The organism is Mycolicibacterium arabiense (genome assembly GCF_010731815.2).
Classification (GTDB): Bacteria; Actinomycetota; Actinomycetes; order Mycobacteriales; family Mycobacteriaceae; genus Mycobacterium; species Mycobacterium arabiense.
The window spans coordinates 609,857-625,419 of record NZ_AP022593.1; the positions used below are offsets into that span (position 1 = coordinate 609,857).

Sequence of the window (15,563 nt, forward strand, 5' to 3'; positions counted from 1 at the left end):
GCACCGAGGATATCGCTCGTCCCGGCCGCTGGCTAGAACGTGTTCTAGTTCGACTCAGGCGGCGAGCAGGCCCGTGAGGAGCCGCACCTGGCCGTCGAACAGCGGCGAGACGTTGCCGAACGTGTCCGGCCCGTACTGCCCGAACACCTCGAGGCTGATCGCGCCGATCAGCCCCGCCCACAGCGTCAGGCAGCCGAGCAGCGAGGCGTCGTCACCGGAGAAGCCGAACTCCTCGCGCAGGCCGTCGAAGTCGCGTGCGGTGGCGGGTGGCACCGGGGTGTTCCGCTGCGGCACCTGACCGGCCTGGATGCCTACGTCGACGGCGGCGAGCAGCGAGCCGACGACGCGGGTGCCGGGTTCGACGGTCTGATCGGCGGGAGCGTGGTAGCCGGGCACCGGGCTGCCGTACAGCAGTGCCCACCTGGCCGGATCGGCCACCGCCCAGGCCCGCGCAGCGTGGGCCATCGCGAGGATCTGCTCGTGCCATTCCCCGTCGGGCGGGCGCGCGGCGTCGACGGCGTCGGCCAGTTCGGTGTAGGCGTCGATCAGCAGCATGGTCAGCAGCTCGTCGCGGCTCGCCACGTAGCGGTACACCGCCGAGGACACCATGCCGAGGTCGCGGGCGATCGCGCGCACGGAGAGTCCCGCGGCACCGTCGGTCGCGAGCTGGCGGCGTGCCAGCTCGATGATCCGTCGCTCGATGCGGTCCCGCGCATCCTGCCGCTTGCCCACCGACGCAGTCTCGCACATTCGAGAGCACTGCTCTTGAAATTGCCCGCCGGGCGTGGCACATTGGAAATAGAGAGCACCGCTCTCGGAACCGGAAGGGACTGACATGACCACCAGATACGACGAGCCCGGCGTTGCGGCACGGGCGTTGAACGAGGTGTTCCGAGTGCTCGCCGAGGCCGGCGTCAGCATCGCGGGAACCACCGCGCTGCGCGTGCGCGGCCGCAAGACGGGCAAGGTGCGCGGCGTGGTCGTCAACCTGCTCGAGGTCGACGGCAGACGGTTCCTGGTCTCCCCGCGCGGCAACACCCAGTGGGCGCGCAACGCGCAGGCGGCCGGCGAGGTCGAGCTGGGACCGCGCTGGCATGGACGCCGCGTCACGGTCACCGAGCTACCCGACGAAGCCAAGCCCGCGATCCTGCGGCCCTATGTGCGGCGGTGGTTCTGGGAGGTCAAGGGGCACATCGGCGGCCTGACACCGGATTCCACCGACGACCAGATCCGCGCGGTCGCGCCCTCGATCCCGGTGTTCGAACTCGGCCGGTGACTCTAGGAGCCGTCGCGGATCATCCTGGCGATGGTGTCGGCGGTCTGCTGGGTCAGGTCGCCGGAGAGCTGGATGGATTGACCGTCGATCGGCTGGGTGATGGCGGGTGCGGCCAGCACCAGACCGTCGCGCACGAACGCGACCTGCGTACCGACGTTGGCCGTCGTGTACTGGGCGAAGGCAGCGCTCGAGCGGGTGTCCATCACGATCTGCACGCTGTAGAACTCCGACGTCGGCAGCTTGATCGTCTTCGCATTCGTCAGGCCGAGTTCGATGGCCACCGGCTGTAACTGATAGTGCGCCTTGCGTTCCACGTCGCACGCCGGCTGTGGGTCGACCGGCGGCGCCGGGGCCGGCGGCGGCTCGCACTGGCCGGGTTGCGCCTGAAACGCCTCGACGACGGGGCGCACCGCGAGCGGCTTGATCACCAGGCGCGGCTCGGTCGACGTCGGCGTGGGCTGTGCGCGCGCCGGGACGTCGCCGGGATCGGGCTGCAGGAAGGGCATCGCAATCGAGGCGAACGTCGTGCCGACCATCGCCAGGATGCCGATGGACGCCAGCACTGCGATCGTGATCTTGCGGCGCGTCCAGCGGCCGGTCGAGAGCCTCACCCACGCATCCTAGGACGTGAGCCGCTTGGCATTTCGCGTCGACACGGCGACGGGCGTCAGGCCGCGGGCGGCACCGCGGGTCCCGGCGGCGCGACGGTGCCCGCCGAGGACGTCACGACCTCCTCGCGGATCTCCTGGTTGATCGACTGCCACGACACCGCGGCAGGCAGGCTCCCCCACGTGCTGTTGAACATGCCGATGATGACCGCGCGACCATCGTCGGTCGGCACGTACACCGGGCCGCCGGAGTCACCCTTCTTGCTCACCACGCCGTTGGTCATCGTGAACCAGCCGTTGTTGACCGACTCGATGGTCCCGCAGCTCTCCCCCGTGACGATGCCGAAGTGGCAGACGCGCTGGCCCTGCGTGGGGACCACGGACGGGTCGGCGACCAGCGGGCGGCCCCCGGGCAGCACGTCGTTGATCACGACCTCGGGCGCCAGCGCGATCGTCTGCCAGTCCGAGATCTGATAGTCGGTGGCGACCGTCGCCCCGTCGGGAGTGTTGTCGCGGAACATCGTCTGGCTGCCGACGAACACTCCGTTGCGATCGTTGACCACGCCGCCGCCCCTGCAGTGCCCCGCGGTGTACCCGGTCCGGGTCTGGAGGTCGACGAAGCCCAGCGTGCAGACGTTGAGGTCCTGCCGGATCTCCATGCCCGGCGACACGACAAGGCCGGGTTCCGCAGCGGCGCTGGGCACCGGCGCACCCACCACGGCCGTCGCGGCGGCAGTCAGTACGGCACTGGCGAATACGATCGCCCGCAAACACTGCTGCCGCATCGCCGGCTCCGATCCATGTGGGTAGACGGGGTCTTCACCCTACCCATATCCGATCGTGGCCTGCTCGTTACAAAGCGCGACGGGAAGGCCCCCGCACGGCACCGCGGATCACGAGTCGAAGCCGAGACCGACCGCGTCGAGCGTGCGTAGCAACAGGTTGCGGCGCCCCGCCGAGTGGTCGGCACGGTCGAGCGACCATCTGGTCGCCTGAATGCCGATGCTGGCCAACGGCTCCGGCGGGAACGGCATCGGCTTGCGGCGGACCATCTCCAGCTCGGTGCGGGGTGTGGGGACGCCCTCGAGCAGGTCGAGACAGACGTCGGCGGCGAACCGGGCCGCGCCCACGCCGAGGCCGGTGAAGCCGTTGACGTAGGCGACCCGGCCGGCCCTGGCCAGACCCCAGTGCGCGCAGAAGCGGGTGTTGGTGTCGATGGCGCCTGCCCACCGGTGGCTGAACCGCACGTCGTCGAGCTGGGGGAAGGTGAGGAAGAAATGCTGCGCGAGCCTGCGGTAGCTCTCCGGGCGGTCCTCGTATGCCGGGTCGACCCTGCGCCCGAAGTGGTAGACGGCGTCGTAGCCGCCCCACACGATCCGGTTGTCCGCCGTGCGGCGGTAGTAGTGGAACTGGTTGGCGGAGTCACCGATCCCCTGCCTGCCGACCCATCCGACGCGGTCCATCTGTTCCTCGGTCAGCGGTTCGGTGGACAGCACGTAGTCGTAGACCGGAACGGTACGCAACCTGTTGCGCCGCAACAGGTGATGGAAGACGTTCGTGGCCAGCACGGCATGGCGGGCGGTCACCACCGCGCCGCCGGTGTCGATCCGCACGGCGGCCCCGCCCGAGTCGAGCGCGACGGCGTTGGTGTGCTCGAAGATCTGAACACCGGCCTCCCGGCAGGCACGCGCGAGTTCGAGCGCCAGCTTCGCCGGGTGCACGATCGCGCACGTGTCGGGCTCGAAGAGCGCGGCGCGGTAGGTCGGCGAGTGGACCTCGTCCTGGATCTCGGCCTGCCCGAGGAAGCGGCCCTCTCCGGCCTCGGCGGCCTCCTCGAGCCACGGCACCTGGTGCGGCTCGGTGGCCACCGCCAGCATCCCGGAGCGCTGCCATTCGACGTCGAGGCCGAGTTCGGCGATCTCGGCCTGCATGCCGTCGAGGTTCTCCAGACCCATCGCCGTGAGCGTGTCGAACTCGTCGGGCCAGCGGCTCTTCCCGTTCTCGGCGCCGTGGGTCAGGCTCGCCTCGACGAACCCGCCGTTGCGCCCCGACGCCGCCCAGCCGATGCGGTTCGCCTCGAGCAGCACGATGCGCTGGTCGGGGTGGCGGCGCGCGGCGTGCAGCGCGGTCCACAGCCCGGTGTACCCGCCGCCCACCACCACCAGGTCGCAGGTGATCGACCCCGGCAGGGTCGGGTGGTGCGGGCGCTCGACGTCGAGCCACATCGATCCGTGCACGCTGCCCGCCAGCGAGCGTTCGACCAAACCTGGATCGACGTCATCGTCGAAGACCGTCTTCACACTGCGACAGTACGGGGTCCGCGGGCCGCTCGACGGTGCGGAATCAGTTGCGAACGGGCGAAGGCGCGGCAGATCGCGTCGCCGTCATCGGCTCCGGGATGTCGGGCTGCACCGTGGCGGGCGGTGCCCAGCCTGGCGGGCCGAACGCGTAACCGAACCGGTGCCGCCACCGTGTGGCCCGGCGGACGTCGCGGGCGATGGCGGCGTACTCGTGCGTCTGCAGCGTCCAGATGTTGAACGTGTCGACCTGCTTGGTCAGCCCGTAGTGCGGGCGGAACGTCTCGTCGGCGTAGCTGCCGAACAGTCGGTCCCACAGGATGAGGATGCCGCCGTAGTTCTTGTCGAGGTACTCGGCGTCCATCCCGTGGTGCACGCGATGGTGCGACGGTGTGTTGAACACGAATTCGATTGGCCGCCACAGCCGGTCGATGCGTTCGGTGTGGACCCAGAACTGGTAGATCAGGTTCAGCGAGAAGCTGGCGAACACCATCCACGGGGGTACGCCGAGCAGCGGCAGCGGCACCCACAGCAGGATCTCGCCGCTGTTGTTCCACTTCTGCCGCAGTGCGGTGGCGAAGTTGAAGTACCTGCTGGAGTGGTGCGCCTGGTGGGTGGCCCAGACCAGCCGCACCCGGTGGGCCATCCGGTGGTAGGCGTAGAACAGCAGGTCGACGCCGAGTATGGCGATCACCCACGTGTACCAGGCACTCGACGACAGGTGCCACGGCGCGACGTAGGCGTAGATCGCGGCGTAGCCGAGCAGGGCGATGAACTTCCAGGCCCCGGTGGTCGCCACCGACACCAGGCCCATCGAGATACTCGCCCAGGCGTCGCGTCGCTGGTAGGCACCGGCCGGCGCGCGGTCGGCGTCCTCGAGGTGCTCGAGCTTGCGCGCAGCGCTCCATTCGACGATCAGCAGCAGCAGGAAGAACGGGATCGCGAACAGCACTGGATCCCGCATCTGCGGCGGGAGCACGTCCAGGAACTCGCGGATCTCGGCCAGCACGGTCACGTCGTCACCTCCGAGCCGGAAGCTTAGCCAGCGGCCGTCACCGGAAGCTCAGAACGGCGTCACCCCATGCCGCGCGCATGTCCCGGTCGGGGTCGTCGAGTACCGCGTCGCGCTTGTCGATGACCAGCGTCGCGCGATCCGACTCGCGGTAGGGCCGCCACCGCGGTTCGCCGGGCAGCCCGTCCGGTTCGCCGTGGGCGGCGAAGTTCAGCCACCGGGCGCGCACCCGCTCGGACACCGCGGTGCCGGTCTTGAGCCCACCCAGCTTGAACGTCGGGTCTCTCGGCCCGATGACCAGGTTGCCCCACACGTACGGCAATTCGGTGGCGTGTGCCGCGCCGAGCCGCAGCATCCGCAGCATCGGGGTGGCCCAGTCGAATCGGTAGGTGTACACCGGCGCCACGCGGCCATGGCCCTCGGCGAACCAGATCGACGGCATGCGGAACCCGATGTCGCGGGCGACGCCCATTCCCGGCGTCTTGCCGCGACCCCGGTACGCGGCCTGCAGCTCCGCCTCGGTCGGCAGCCGCAGGTCGGGCTGCTCGGCCGCGATCTGGGAGAACATCGCCTTGATCGCCTCGGGCGTGATCGGCATCAGCGGTGACTTCATGAAGCGGAACAGGGCCGCCTCGTGCCGATTGGTGCCGATGATCAGCGGGACGGGGTGGGTATTGCCCGCGCGGGCCACGTTCACGGGGTAGTCGGGGACCAGGTCCCCGTCGACGATCGGCGCGAACCCCAACGTGCCCGGCGTGCGAACCGGCACGTCGTCGAACAGCCGCTTGGACGCGGTCAGCAGCTCACCGGTCGGCGCAGTGACCAGCCGGTCGGCGTCGCTCGCGTCGAGTCCGAGGACGTCGAGGAACTGCTCGGCCACCCTGCGCGCACGGCCGGCGTCGTACACCGAGGTCACGGGCGAACTCTGCGCGATGGCGCCGGCGAACAGCCCGCCGGCCTCCGGGGTGGCGAGCAGCGTCGTCACGATCCCGCCGCCGGCCGACTCCCCGAACAGGGTCACCCGTCCCGGGTCGCCACCGAACGCGGCGACGTTGTCGCGTACCCACTGCAGGGCGAACAGGACGTCGCGCAACCCGAGATTGCCCTCGAACCGGGTGCGCGGCGTGCTGAACGACGACAGGTCCATGAACCCGAACGCACCGAGCCGGTAGTTGAGCGTCACGACCACGGCCTCGCCCGTGCCTGTCAGTACGCCGCCGCGGTACAGCGGCTGCGCGGCCGAGCCCAGGATGTACGCCCCGCCGTGCACCCACACCAGCACCGGCTTGCCGTCGCCGGGTTGGGTGTCCGACGACGCCCACACGTTGAGCGTCAGACAGTCCTCGCCCTGCGGCGCCCCCAGGTCGACGGGGATGCGCGGATCGGTGGGTTGGGGACACGCGGGCCCGACCCGGGTGGCGTCTGCGGGCTCGGTCCAGGGTTCGGGTGGACGCGGTGCGCGCCAACGGAATTCGCCGGACGGCGGCGCCGCGTAGCGGACGCCCCGCCACACCTTCACCGATCCGTCGTCGACACCGCGCACGGGTCCGTATGCGGTGTCGACGACCGGGTGACTGCGAGGGCCTGGCGACTTGGAGCCGATGGAATCGGGCACGCTGGGATCGGACTGACCCGTCACCGGTTCCCGCCCAACGACGCCTGTCGTTCCTCCGGTGAGAAGCCCGGCGCCGCGGATCCCGTGCGGGAGCGGCGCTGCCGCGACACGTAGGCGGTGGTCGCGCTCATCGCCGACGCCACGCCCTGGTCATTCGCGCCGTAGGTCATGGAACGGGACTGGTCGAAGCCCATCTGCGCCGCGACCGCGACCGCGTCCATGTTGGCGCCCAGGAATACGAAGTACCAGGAGTATTCGCTCTCCTGCCGCTTGATCGCCGCGCTGACGGCCTCGTGCGTCCACTCCCGGCTGGAGTTCTCGAGCCCGTCGGTCATCACGACGACGATCACGTGACCGGGGCGCTGCGCCTCCGGCAGGCTCGCCAGTTCGGCTCCGACGTCGGTGATCAGCCGACCGAGCGCGTCGTAGAGCGCCGTCATGCCACGCGGCTGCAGGTCTAGCGGCGGCACGTCTTCGATCGGCCGATCGGCGTACACCACCTCGTAGTGCGTATCAAACTGTGCGAGAGTGACTCTCGCCTCCCCCGGCTCGTTGCGCTGCTGTTCGACGAACGCGTTGAAGCCACCTTCGGTGTCGTCCTTGATGGCCTGCATGGAGCCGGACCGATCGAGCAGTACGGCGATGAGGGTGCGCTGAGGATCGGTCATCGATGGCTCCTTGTGTCGCGAGGGCGGTGGGCCGCCCTGATGGATGCAGGTTACCCGCGCCCTCTGACGAACAGCCTGACCAGCACGTTCGTGGCTCAACCGCTGGCAAACACCGCTCGGGTTGATTTGCGGTGTCCCGGAAGTCGCCCTCCGGCAACGGTCTACGTTGACGGGGTGCAGAAGTGGGGACTGTTGACCGCGGCCATCCTCAGCGAGGTCGCCGCCACGCTGTCACTGCGGGCAGCCCAGGACGACGGCGCCTGGCTGGTGCTCGTGGTGGCCGGCTACCTCGGCTCGTTCGTGCTCCTCACCCTCGTCCTGCGGGCAGGGGTTCCCGTCGGGGTCGCCTACGGCATCTGGGGCGCCGTGGGCACCGCAAGCACGGCGGTGCTGGCCGCGCTGATCTTCCGCGATCCATTCACCTGGCAGATCGCGGCGGGCATCGGCCTGATCATCGTCGGGGTGCTGTTCGTCGAGTTCGGCTCGCACCCCGCCGAGCGGGAGCCGGCGCCGTGACGTGGCTGGTGCTGGTGGCCGCGATCGTCATCGAGGTCGGCGCAACGCTCGGCCTGCGGGCATCGGACGGCTTCCGCAAGAAGGCGTGGATCGCCCCCGTCGTCCTGGGTTACCTGACGTCGTTCTACCTGCTGTGGCTGACGTTGTCGCTCGGCGTCCCGGTCGGCGTCGCGTACGGGATTTGGACGGCGTGCGGCGTGGCGTTGGTGGCGGTCGTTGCCCGCTACCTCTTCGGTGACCCGTTGACCCGCAAGATGGTCATCGGCATCGCGTTCATCGTCGCAGGCGTCCTCACGATCGAGCTGGCGAGCGCCGTCCACTGAGCACCCCCGCCGCGGCGAACACCACGACCCCGGCGATCGGAACGATCAGCAGTCCGACCCGCAGGCTGGTGGCATCGGCGACCGCGCCCACCAACGGTGGAGCCCCGACGAACCCGACGCGCATCAACCAGGCGAGCGCGGTCAGCCCGGCCCCGGGGCGCAGGCCCGGCAGCCGGTCGGCGCAGTGCATGGCCGCCGGAATGGCCGTGGCGATGCCGATGCCCGCCGCGGCGAACCCGGCGATCGTCGCGGGAACGCTCGGCGCCCACAGTGCGGCTCCCATGCCCGCCGCCGTGACCAAGCCCCCGGTGCGGGCCACGGCCCGCTCGCCGAAGCGGTCCACCAGCGGGTCGCCGAGGACGCGCCCGACGAACTGGAAGCCCAGGAGGGCGATGTAGCCGAGCACCGCGATCGCACCCGCGGCGCCCAGTTCGTCGCGCAGGTACAACGTCGCCCACGTGCTGCCCGCGTCCTCGACCACCGCGCCCGCCACCGCGATCAGCACCAGCAGCATCAGCGCCGCGTAGACGCGGCGTCCGGCGCGGCGGAAGCCGCCCGGTGCCCACTCCTCCGGGTCGGTGTCGGGCCCGCGCAGCAGGAAGCGGTACGCGACCAGCGTCACCGAGGTGAAGACGACCGCGGTGACGACGAGGTGCAGTTGCCGAGGCACGCCGGTCGCGATCGCCGCGGCTGCCATGGCGCTGCCCAACACCGCACCCATCGACCAGACCGCGTGCAGCGAGTTGATGATCGACCTGCCGTAGACGCGTTGCACCCGCAGCCCGTGCGTGTTCTGGGCCACGTCGGTGATGGCGTCGCTCGCACCACCGATGAACAGGGCCATGGCGACGAGGACGGCCATCGGCGACGACGCGGCCACGGCCACGAGCACGGCAATGCCCGCGGAACCCACCACCGCCATCCGCGCGGAGGTGAACCTCCGGATCAGCGGGCCTGCCAACAGGCCCGCAGCCAGCGCACCGGTCGGGAACGCCGCGACCACGAGGCCGTAGGTGGTGTTGTCCAGGCCCAGATCGGTCTTGATCTCGGGCAACCGCGGCGCGAGGTTGGCGAACAATGCCCCGTTGGTGAGGAACAGTGCGGCGGTCGCGAACCTGGCGCGGCGGGCCGTCTGGGCGTGCATCGAATCCACCGGGCCCGCGACCATTACGGCGACGATACTGGCCCGGTGACGACATCGATCGAGCCCGTCGCAGACGATCTGCTGGGCCTGTTCCCGCCAGACGCCCGCGTCGAAGACGACGGCACGCTGATCATCGGAGGGTGCCGCCTCGACGACGTCGCCGAGGAGTTCGGGACCCCGGCGATCGTGGTCGACTCGGGCGCCCTGGCGCGCCGGGCCCGCGACTACCTGGCGGCCTTCCGGAGCCGCTGGCCGCGCGCCGACGTCGCGTTCGCGTCGAAGTCGTTCCCGTGCACCGCCGTGCAGCGCGTGATGGTCGCCAACGGGCTGCACCTCGACGTCGCGGGCGGCGGCGAGATCCTGGGCGCGCTCAAGGCGGGCGCCGATCCGGCCGCGCTGGTCGTGCACGGCAAAGCCAAGTCCGACGAGGAGATCGCGATGGCGCTCGACCACGGCGTCGGGCTCGTCGTGGTCGACAACTTCGACGACATCGACAGGTTGGAGTCGGCGGCCCGGCGGGCCGCCGCGCCGCAGCCCTGCCTGGTCCGCGTCATTCCCGGGGTGGCGGCGAGCACGCATGCCTCGCAGGCCACCGGCCACACCGGGTCGAAGTTCGGGCTGTCACCCGAACAGGCGCGCGAGGCGATCGCCCGGATCGACCGCAGCCCCGTGCTGCGGCTCGACGGGCTGCACACCCACGTCGGGTCGCAACTGCTCGACGTCGACGAACTCGCCGCGGCCGTGGCACCCATCGCCGCACTGGGCACGTTCGACACCTACGACCTGGGCGGTGGGCTCGGCGTGCGATACACCTACGGCGAGCACGCGCCGGACCTCGACGCCTACGCCGACGCCCTGGTGGATCGGGCACGCGAACTGCTGCCCGCGGGGTGCCGGATCATCGTCGAACCCGGCCGCAGCATGGTCGCCGCGGCGGCGTGCACGCTGTATCGCGTCACGACCGTCAAGCGCGGGACCGTCACCCACGTCGCGGTCGACGGAGGCATGGGCGACAACCTCGAGGTGTCGCTGACCGGGCAGCGGTTCGAAGCCGCGATCGCGACGCGGTTCGGGCCGGGCGGCGAGCCGGTGACGGTCGTCGGCAGGCACTGCGAGTCCGGTGACCAACTGATCGACCGCATCTGCCTGCCGGGGCCCGCCGTCGGCGATCTGCTCGCGGTTCCGGTCACCGGCGCCTACTGCTACACGATGTCGAACCAGTACAACGGGGCCCGCCGGGTGCCCGTGGTGTTCGTCGAGGACGGCGTCGCCCGCCTGGTGGTCCGACGCGACACCTGGGCCGATCTGCTGGCCCGCGACGTCGACCCGTAGTCAGGTCGGGGCGGTGCGCGCGGTACGCCGGGGTTCGGCAGTATTGCGGCCATGAGCGAGCTTCCCCCGTCCCTGGTCGACCTGGCTCGTCGTCACGGCGTGGCCACCGGCTTCGATGACTGGAGCGGACGGTATCGACCGGCTGCGGAGTCGACACTGGTCGCGGTGCTCGAGGCGCTGGGGGTGCCCGCCGCCGACGACGAGCAGCGCGCGGCCTCCCTGGCCGAGCACGATCGCAGGCACTGGCAGCGTTGCGTGACGCCGACGATCGTCACCCGCACCGACCGGTCGGCGACGTTCTGGGTGCACGTCGAGCACGGCGCGCCGGTCGAGCCGTGGATCCGCCTCGAGGACGGTTCGGTGCGCACGGGTCTGCGTCAGTTGGAGAACAACGCGCCGCCGTTCGACCTCGACGGTCAGCTGATCGGCGAGGCCACGTTCGAGCTGCCCGCGCACCTGCCCATCGGGTACCACCGGCTGCACGTGCGGGCCGGCTCCCGGGAGGACACGGCCACGGTCATCGTCACCCCCACCACGCTGCCGCTGCCCGCCCGGCTCGCCGTCGGGCGCAGCTGGGGCCTGGCCACCCAGCTCTACAGCGTGCGCTCGGACCGGTCGTGGGGCATCGGCGACCTCACCGATCTGACCGATCTGGCGGTGTGGTCGGCAGGCGTGCACGGCGCGGGCTTCATCTTGGTGAACCCCCTGCACGCCGCGGCGCCCACCGCGCCGATGGAACCCTCGCCGTACCTGCCGACGTCGCGCAGGTTCGTCAACCCGATCTATCTGCGGGTGGAGGCGGTTCCCGAGTACGCCTACGCGCGCGATCGCGGCCGCATGCGCAAGGCGCGCAAATCGGCCCAGTCACGGGCTGCGGCAAGCGAACTCGTCGACCGCGACGCCGCGTGGAAGAGCAAGCGCGCTGCGCTGAAGCACCTCTACCGGGTACCCCGTTCGGCGGGCCGCGAGCTGGCGTACGCCGGGTACCGCGCCAGGGAGGGAGCGAGCCTCGACTCGTTCGCGACGTGGTGCGCACTGGCGGAAGTGCACGGCAACGACTGGCACGCGTGGCCCGAGGAGCTGCAGCACCCGTCGAACCCCGCGGTGGCGAAATTCGCGGCGAAGCATGCCGACGCGGTGGACTTCCACCGGTGGCTGCAGTGGCAGCTCGACGACCAGCTGACCGGCGCGCAGGCGACCGCTGTCGCGGCCGGGATGCCGCTGGGCGTCATGCACGACCTCGCGGTCGGCGTCGACCCCGACGGCGCCGACGCCTGGGCCATGCAGGACGTGCTGGCGCTCGGGGTGGCCGCGGGCGCGCCGCCCGACGAGTTCAACCAGCTCGGCCAGGACTGGTCGCAGCCGCCGTGGCGGCCGGACCGGCTCGTCGACACCGCCTACGAGCCGTTCCGCGCCGTCGTCGGGGCGGCGTTGCGCCACTCCGGCGGCGTGCGGATCGACCACATCATCGGGTTGTTCCGGCTGTGGTGGATCCCGCGTGGGGCCGCACCCACCGAGGGCACCTACGTGCGCTACGACCACGAGGCGATGATCGGCATCGTCGCGCTGGAGGCCTACCGGGCCGGGGCCGTCGTGGTCGGCGAGGACCTCGGCGTGGTCGAGCCGTGGGTGCGCGAATACCTGCTCGAGCGCGGCCTGCTCGGCACGTCGATCCTGTGGTTCGAATCCGACGGGGAAGGTGGGCCGTTGCCGGCCAGCCGGTGGCGGGAGTACTGCCTGTCCGCGGTGACGACCCACGACCTGCCGCCCACCGCCGGCTACCTGGCCGGCGAGCACGTCCGGATCCGCAGCGAACTCGGTCTGCTCACCCGGTCCACCGAGGAGGAGCTGGCCGCCGACCGGGCCGAGCAGGAGGCGTGGCTCGCCGAGCTGCGCAGGGTAGGCCTGCTGGCCCAGGACGCCGAGGTGGACGACTCCGTGGACGACGTGGTGCGCGCGCTGTACGAGTACCTGGGCCGGACGCCGTCGCGACTGCTCGCGCTGGCCCTGCCGGACGCGGTCGGCGACGTCCGCACCCAGAACCAGCCCGGCACCGTCGACGAATACCCCAACTGGCGCGTTCCGCTGGCCGGCTCGGATGGCCGCGTGATGCTGCTGGAGGACGTGTTCGCCGACGCCCGCGCTGCGACCTTGGCCCAGGTGATGCACGATCAGGTAACGCCCGACGATGAGTGACCGAAGTTTCTCATGGGACTGAACTGCGATATGTTCGCAGCCGCACCCCGACACACGGAGGTCACGTGAAGAAATTCGCCGTTCTGGGCGCTGGCGCCATCGCCGCCGCCACGATCGCTCTCATCAGCCCGGGTGTCGCCTACGCGGAACCCGCCAGCGCCAGCTCGCTGAACGTCGTGGGCGAGCCCTACGCACGTGCGCTGGCAATCCTGAAGAGCCAGAACGTCAAGGCCTTCTTCGGCGGAGCGGTCGGCAGCGACTACCCGCAGGCCGAGTGCATCGTCTCCCAGCAGAAGGTCACCGGCGGTGGCCGGATGTACCTCAACGTGGACTGCACCGAAGAAGCCGTGCTCAACGCCACGGCCAACACCCCGGCCGGTGCGGGCCAGGCCAAGCCGGGCCCCGGTGGGAACGCACCCGCGCCCGGCGCGGGTCAGGGCACCTACGGCGGCCCCGTCGGCGTGCCGGTACCCGTCGGCTGACCTCGTCACCGCACCTACGCGCTACCGGCGGTCCCACGTAGCGTCGTAGACTCCCCCTGCCACGTCCTGAGGAGGGGGCCACATGTCGCGTCCGCAGCGCACCATCACCGAGATCGACCCCGGGCCGGTTCAGATCCAGGCCCGCAAGGTCCACTTCGACGTCGGGGACATCCCGCTGCAGTGGATTCCGAAGCACCCCGTGGCGTCCAACGTCATCAGCCTGCTCAACGTCGTACTGCCCGCCGCCGAGCGGTGGTTCGTCGAGACCTACAACGAGGCGCTCCCGCTCGTGAAGGACCCGAAGCTCGCCGAGGACATCCGCGGGTTCATCGGCCAGGAGGCCACGCACGCCGACGTCCACGACAAGGTGTTGCGGGAGTACATGGTCCACCACGGCGTCGACGTCGGACCGATCCTGGACCAGATCGAGTACGTGTTCGAGAAGGTGCTCGCGCCCAGCAAGTCCTCCGATCCGGCGAAGCGGCTCAACCACCTGTGCGACCGGTTGTGGCTGATCGCCGCCATCGAGCACTACACCGCGGTGATGGGTGATTTCGCGCTGAACTGCGCGTGGGACGAGCACGGCGCCGACCCGACGATGGTCGACCTGTTCCGCTGGCACGGCGCCGAAGAGGTCGAGCACCGCATGGTGGCCCATGACGTCGCGATGTACTTCCACGACAGCTACCTCGACCGGATCCGCGCGATGGCGGTGTCGATCGTCATGATTGCGACGTTCTTCCAGCGCGGGGCGTGGTACCTGACGAAGTCCGATCCCAGCCTCGACGTCTCGTGGTGGCAGATGCAGCGCATGCGCATGCGTGACTCCAAGGTGGGACTGTTGCCGTTGTATCGAAAGTTGTTCGGCGCCAACACCTTCGTGTACTTCAAGCCGAGTTTCACGCCCGAGGAGATGGGCTCGACGGCCCAGGCCGTGTCGTATCTGGCCACGTCGCCGGCCGCCCGCGCGGCGCATCTTTGATGGGGATCGTCGCCCGGATGCGGCAGGCGCCACCGAGCGCGTCGGGGAGGCTGCGCCACGACTGGAGCCTCGGCATCGCCGACGTCGCGGTGAGCGGCCTGTTCGCGCTGTCGGCCGCCGTCCGCAAGGTGGCGCCGCTGCCCGAGGTCGACCGCGACGTCGCGCTGGTGGTCGCCGACCGCACGGTGGTCGCGCACGACCAGGACGTGATCGCCCTGCGGCTGACCCCGCCTGGCGGCGGGCCACTGCCGCGCTGGCATCCCGGATCGCACATCGACATCCGCCTCCCGAGCGGCAGGCTGCGCCAGTACTCGCTGTGCGGTGACCCCGACGACGAGTCCGCGTACCGCATCGCCGTGCGCCGCATCCCCGGCGGCGGCGGTGGATCGGTCGAGGTGCACGACGACCTGCACGTCGGTTCCCAGGTCACCACGAGTGGCCCGCGCAACGCCTTCCCCCTGACCGTGCCCGGCTACGGCTCCCCCGCCCGCCGCGTCCGGTTCATCGCGGGCGGCATCGGCATCACGCCGATCCTGCCGATGCTGGCCGCGGCGCAACGGCTCGGCGTCGACTGGTCGATGGTCTACGTCGGACGCAGCGCCGACAGCCTGCCGTTCCTCGACGAGGTCGCCCGCTTCGGCGAGCGCGTGACGATCCGGACCGACGACGAGTCCGGGTTGCCCACTGCGGCCGATCTGGTCGGAGACTGTCCGACGGGCACCACGGTGTACGCCTGCGGCCCCGCGGCCCTGTTGACGTCGGTGCGCACGCATCTCGTCGGCCGCGACGACGTGGAGTTGCACTTCGAGCGGTTCGCCGCGCCGCCCGTCGTCGACGGCCGTGACTTCACCGTGCGGGTCGCGGGTACGGATGACGTGGTCCGGGTCGGAGCCACGACGACGGTGCTGTCGGCCTTGGTGAGTTCCGGCGTGCACGTGCCGTATTCGTGTCAGCAGGGTTTCTGCGGCACGTGCCGCACGCGTGTGCTCGCAGGCAGCGTGGACCACCGCGACACACTGCTGACCGAACCGGAACGGGAGGCGGGCATGATGCTGGTCTGCGTTTCCCGGGCCGCCGACGACGAGGGACTCGTCCTGGACCTCTGAGGTCGC

General features: G+C 70.5%; 16 protein-coding genes. 8 read left to right on the top strand and 8 right to left on the bottom strand.

Features of this window, described 5'->3' with window-relative positions:
- Positions 1-54 precede the first annotated feature (54 nt).
- Positions 55-732 carry a TetR/AcrR family transcriptional regulator gene (locus tag G6N61_RS04595; protein ID WP_198339326.1) on the bottom strand — a complete coding sequence of 226 codons (678 nt, stop codon included), beginning with the start codon at positions 730-732 and terminating at the stop codon, positions 55-57.
- A 103-nt stretch (positions 733-835) separates the two neighbouring features.
- Between G6N61_RS04595 and G6N61_RS04600 the strand changes: the two genes are divergently transcribed.
- Positions 836-1,276, top strand: a complete 441-nt coding sequence (locus tag G6N61_RS04600) for a nitroreductase/quinone reductase family protein (RefSeq protein ID WP_163917467.1) — start codon at positions 836-838, stop codon at positions 1,274-1,276.
- 2 nt (positions 1,277-1,278) lie between these two features.
- Here G6N61_RS04600 and G6N61_RS04605 read toward each other — a convergent pair whose 3' ends face one another.
- From G6N61_RS04605 to G6N61_RS04630, 6 genes are all read right to left on the bottom strand, one after another.
- The gene (locus tag G6N61_RS04605; protein WP_163917468.1) at positions 1,279-1,887 is read right to left on the bottom strand and encodes a SecDF P1 head subdomain-containing protein; all 609 of its coding nucleotides are present in this window, start codon (positions 1,885-1,887) and stop codon (positions 1,279-1,281) included.
- A gap of 56 nt (positions 1,888-1,943) precedes the next feature.
- Entirely contained in the window at positions 1,944-2,669 is a 726-nt protein-coding gene (locus G6N61_RS04610; RefSeq protein ID WP_235887409.1) for an Rv1815 family serine proteinase, read from the bottom strand.
- A 108-nt stretch (positions 2,670-2,777) separates the two neighbouring features.
- Entirely contained in the window at positions 2,778-4,184 is a 1,407-nt protein-coding gene (locus tag G6N61_RS04615; RefSeq protein WP_163917469.1) for an NAD(P)/FAD-dependent oxidoreductase, read from the bottom strand.
- 43 nt (positions 4,185-4,227) lie between these two features.
- Positions 4,228-5,187: a sterol desaturase family protein gene (locus G6N61_RS04620; RefSeq protein WP_163924597.1), complete on the bottom strand. Its 960-nt coding sequence runs from the start codon at positions 5,185-5,187 to the stop codon at positions 4,228-4,230.
- A gap of 46 nt (positions 5,188-5,233) precedes the next feature.
- Positions 5,234-6,808 (bottom strand): carboxylesterase/lipase family protein, encoded by a 1,575-nt coding sequence (locus G6N61_RS04625; RefSeq protein WP_163917470.1) that lies wholly within the window; start codon positions 6,806-6,808, stop codon positions 5,234-5,236.
- Positions 6,809-6,828: 20 nt separating this feature from the next.
- Complete coding sequence (locus G6N61_RS04630) at positions 6,829-7,476, bottom strand: vWA domain-containing protein (protein WP_179973566.1); 648 nt, start codon at positions 7,474-7,476, stop codon at positions 6,829-6,831.
- A 174-nt stretch (positions 7,477-7,650) separates the two neighbouring features.
- Between G6N61_RS04630 and G6N61_RS04635 the strand changes: the two genes are divergently transcribed.
- Together G6N61_RS04635 and G6N61_RS04640 are read left to right on the top strand one after the other, a co-directional pair.
- Positions 7,651-7,992, top strand: a complete 342-nt coding sequence (locus G6N61_RS04635) for a DMT family transporter (protein ID WP_163917471.1) — start codon at positions 7,651-7,653, stop codon at positions 7,990-7,992.
- Positions 7,989-8,315 (top strand): DMT family transporter, encoded by a 327-nt coding sequence (locus G6N61_RS04640; protein WP_163917472.1) that lies wholly within the window; start codon positions 7,989-7,991, stop codon positions 8,313-8,315. Before G6N61_RS04635 ends, G6N61_RS04640 begins: the two co-directional genes overlap by 4 nt.
- Here G6N61_RS04640 and G6N61_RS04645 read toward each other — a convergent pair.
- The gene (locus tag G6N61_RS04645; protein ID WP_163917473.1) at positions 8,284-9,483 is read right to left on the bottom strand and encodes an MFS transporter; all 1,200 of its coding nucleotides are present in this window, start codon (positions 9,481-9,483) and stop codon (positions 8,284-8,286) included. The two genes, G6N61_RS04640 and G6N61_RS04645, sit on opposite strands and share 32 nt — an antisense overlap.
- A 21-nt stretch (positions 9,484-9,504) precedes the next feature.
- Here G6N61_RS04645 and lysA point away from each other — a divergent pair, with 21 nt between their 5' ends.
- From lysA to G6N61_RS04670, 5 genes are all read left to right on the top strand, one after another.
- The gene (gene lysA, locus G6N61_RS04650; protein WP_235887410.1) at positions 9,505-10,791 is read left to right on the top strand and encodes a diaminopimelate decarboxylase; all 1,287 of its coding nucleotides are present in this window, start codon (positions 9,505-9,507) and stop codon (positions 10,789-10,791) included.
- Between the two features lie 51 nt (positions 10,792-10,842).
- On the top strand, positions 10,843-12,987 hold the full coding sequence (malQ, locus tag G6N61_RS04655; RefSeq protein ID WP_163917474.1) for a 4-alpha-glucanotransferase: 2,145 nt from the start codon (positions 10,843-10,845) through the stop codon (positions 12,985-12,987).
- A 65-nt stretch (positions 12,988-13,052) separates the two neighbouring features.
- A complete protein-coding gene (locus G6N61_RS04660; protein WP_163917475.1) occupies positions 13,053-13,469 on the top strand; it encodes a hypothetical protein in 417 nt (138 codons plus the stop codon).
- 82 nt (positions 13,470-13,551) lie between these two features.
- The gene (locus G6N61_RS04665; RefSeq protein WP_163917476.1) at positions 13,552-14,451 is read left to right on the top strand and encodes a metal-dependent hydrolase; all 900 of its coding nucleotides are present in this window, start codon (positions 13,552-13,554) and stop codon (positions 14,449-14,451) included.
- Positions 14,451-15,557 (top strand): PDR/VanB family oxidoreductase, encoded by a 1,107-nt coding sequence (locus tag G6N61_RS04670; RefSeq protein WP_163917477.1) that lies wholly within the window; start codon positions 14,451-14,453, stop codon positions 15,555-15,557. The genes G6N61_RS04665 and G6N61_RS04670 overlap by 1 nt, the downstream gene beginning before the upstream one ends.
- Positions 15,558-15,563: the final 6 nt, after the last annotated feature.

Bases quoted from the DNA above. Each gene is read 5' to 3' on its own strand.
- G6N61_RS04610 (WP_235887409.1), bottom strand. From the start codon at position 2,669: ATGCGGCAGCAGTGTTTGCGGGCGATCGTATTCGCCAGTGCCGTACTG.
- G6N61_RS04670 (WP_163917477.1), top strand. From the start codon at position 14,451: ATGGGGATCGTCGCCCGGATGCGGCAGGCGCCACCGAGCGCGTCGGGG.
- G6N61_RS04665 (WP_163917476.1), top strand. From the start codon at position 13,552: ATGTCGCGTCCGCAGCGCACCATCACCGAGATCGACCCCGGGCCGGTT.
- malQ (WP_163917474.1), top strand. From the start codon at position 10,843: ATGAGCGAGCTTCCCCCGTCCCTGGTCGACCTGGCTCGTCGTCACGGC.
- G6N61_RS04645 (WP_163917473.1), bottom strand. From the start codon at position 9,483: ATGGTCGCGGGCCCGGTGGATTCGATGCACGCCCAGACGGCCCGCCGC.
- G6N61_RS04600 (WP_163917467.1), top strand. From the start codon at position 836: ATGACCACCAGATACGACGAGCCCGGCGTTGCGGCACGGGCGTTGAAC.
- G6N61_RS04630 (WP_179973566.1), bottom strand. From the start codon at position 7,476: ATGACCGATCCTCAGCGCACCCTCATCGCCGTACTGCTCGATCGGTCC.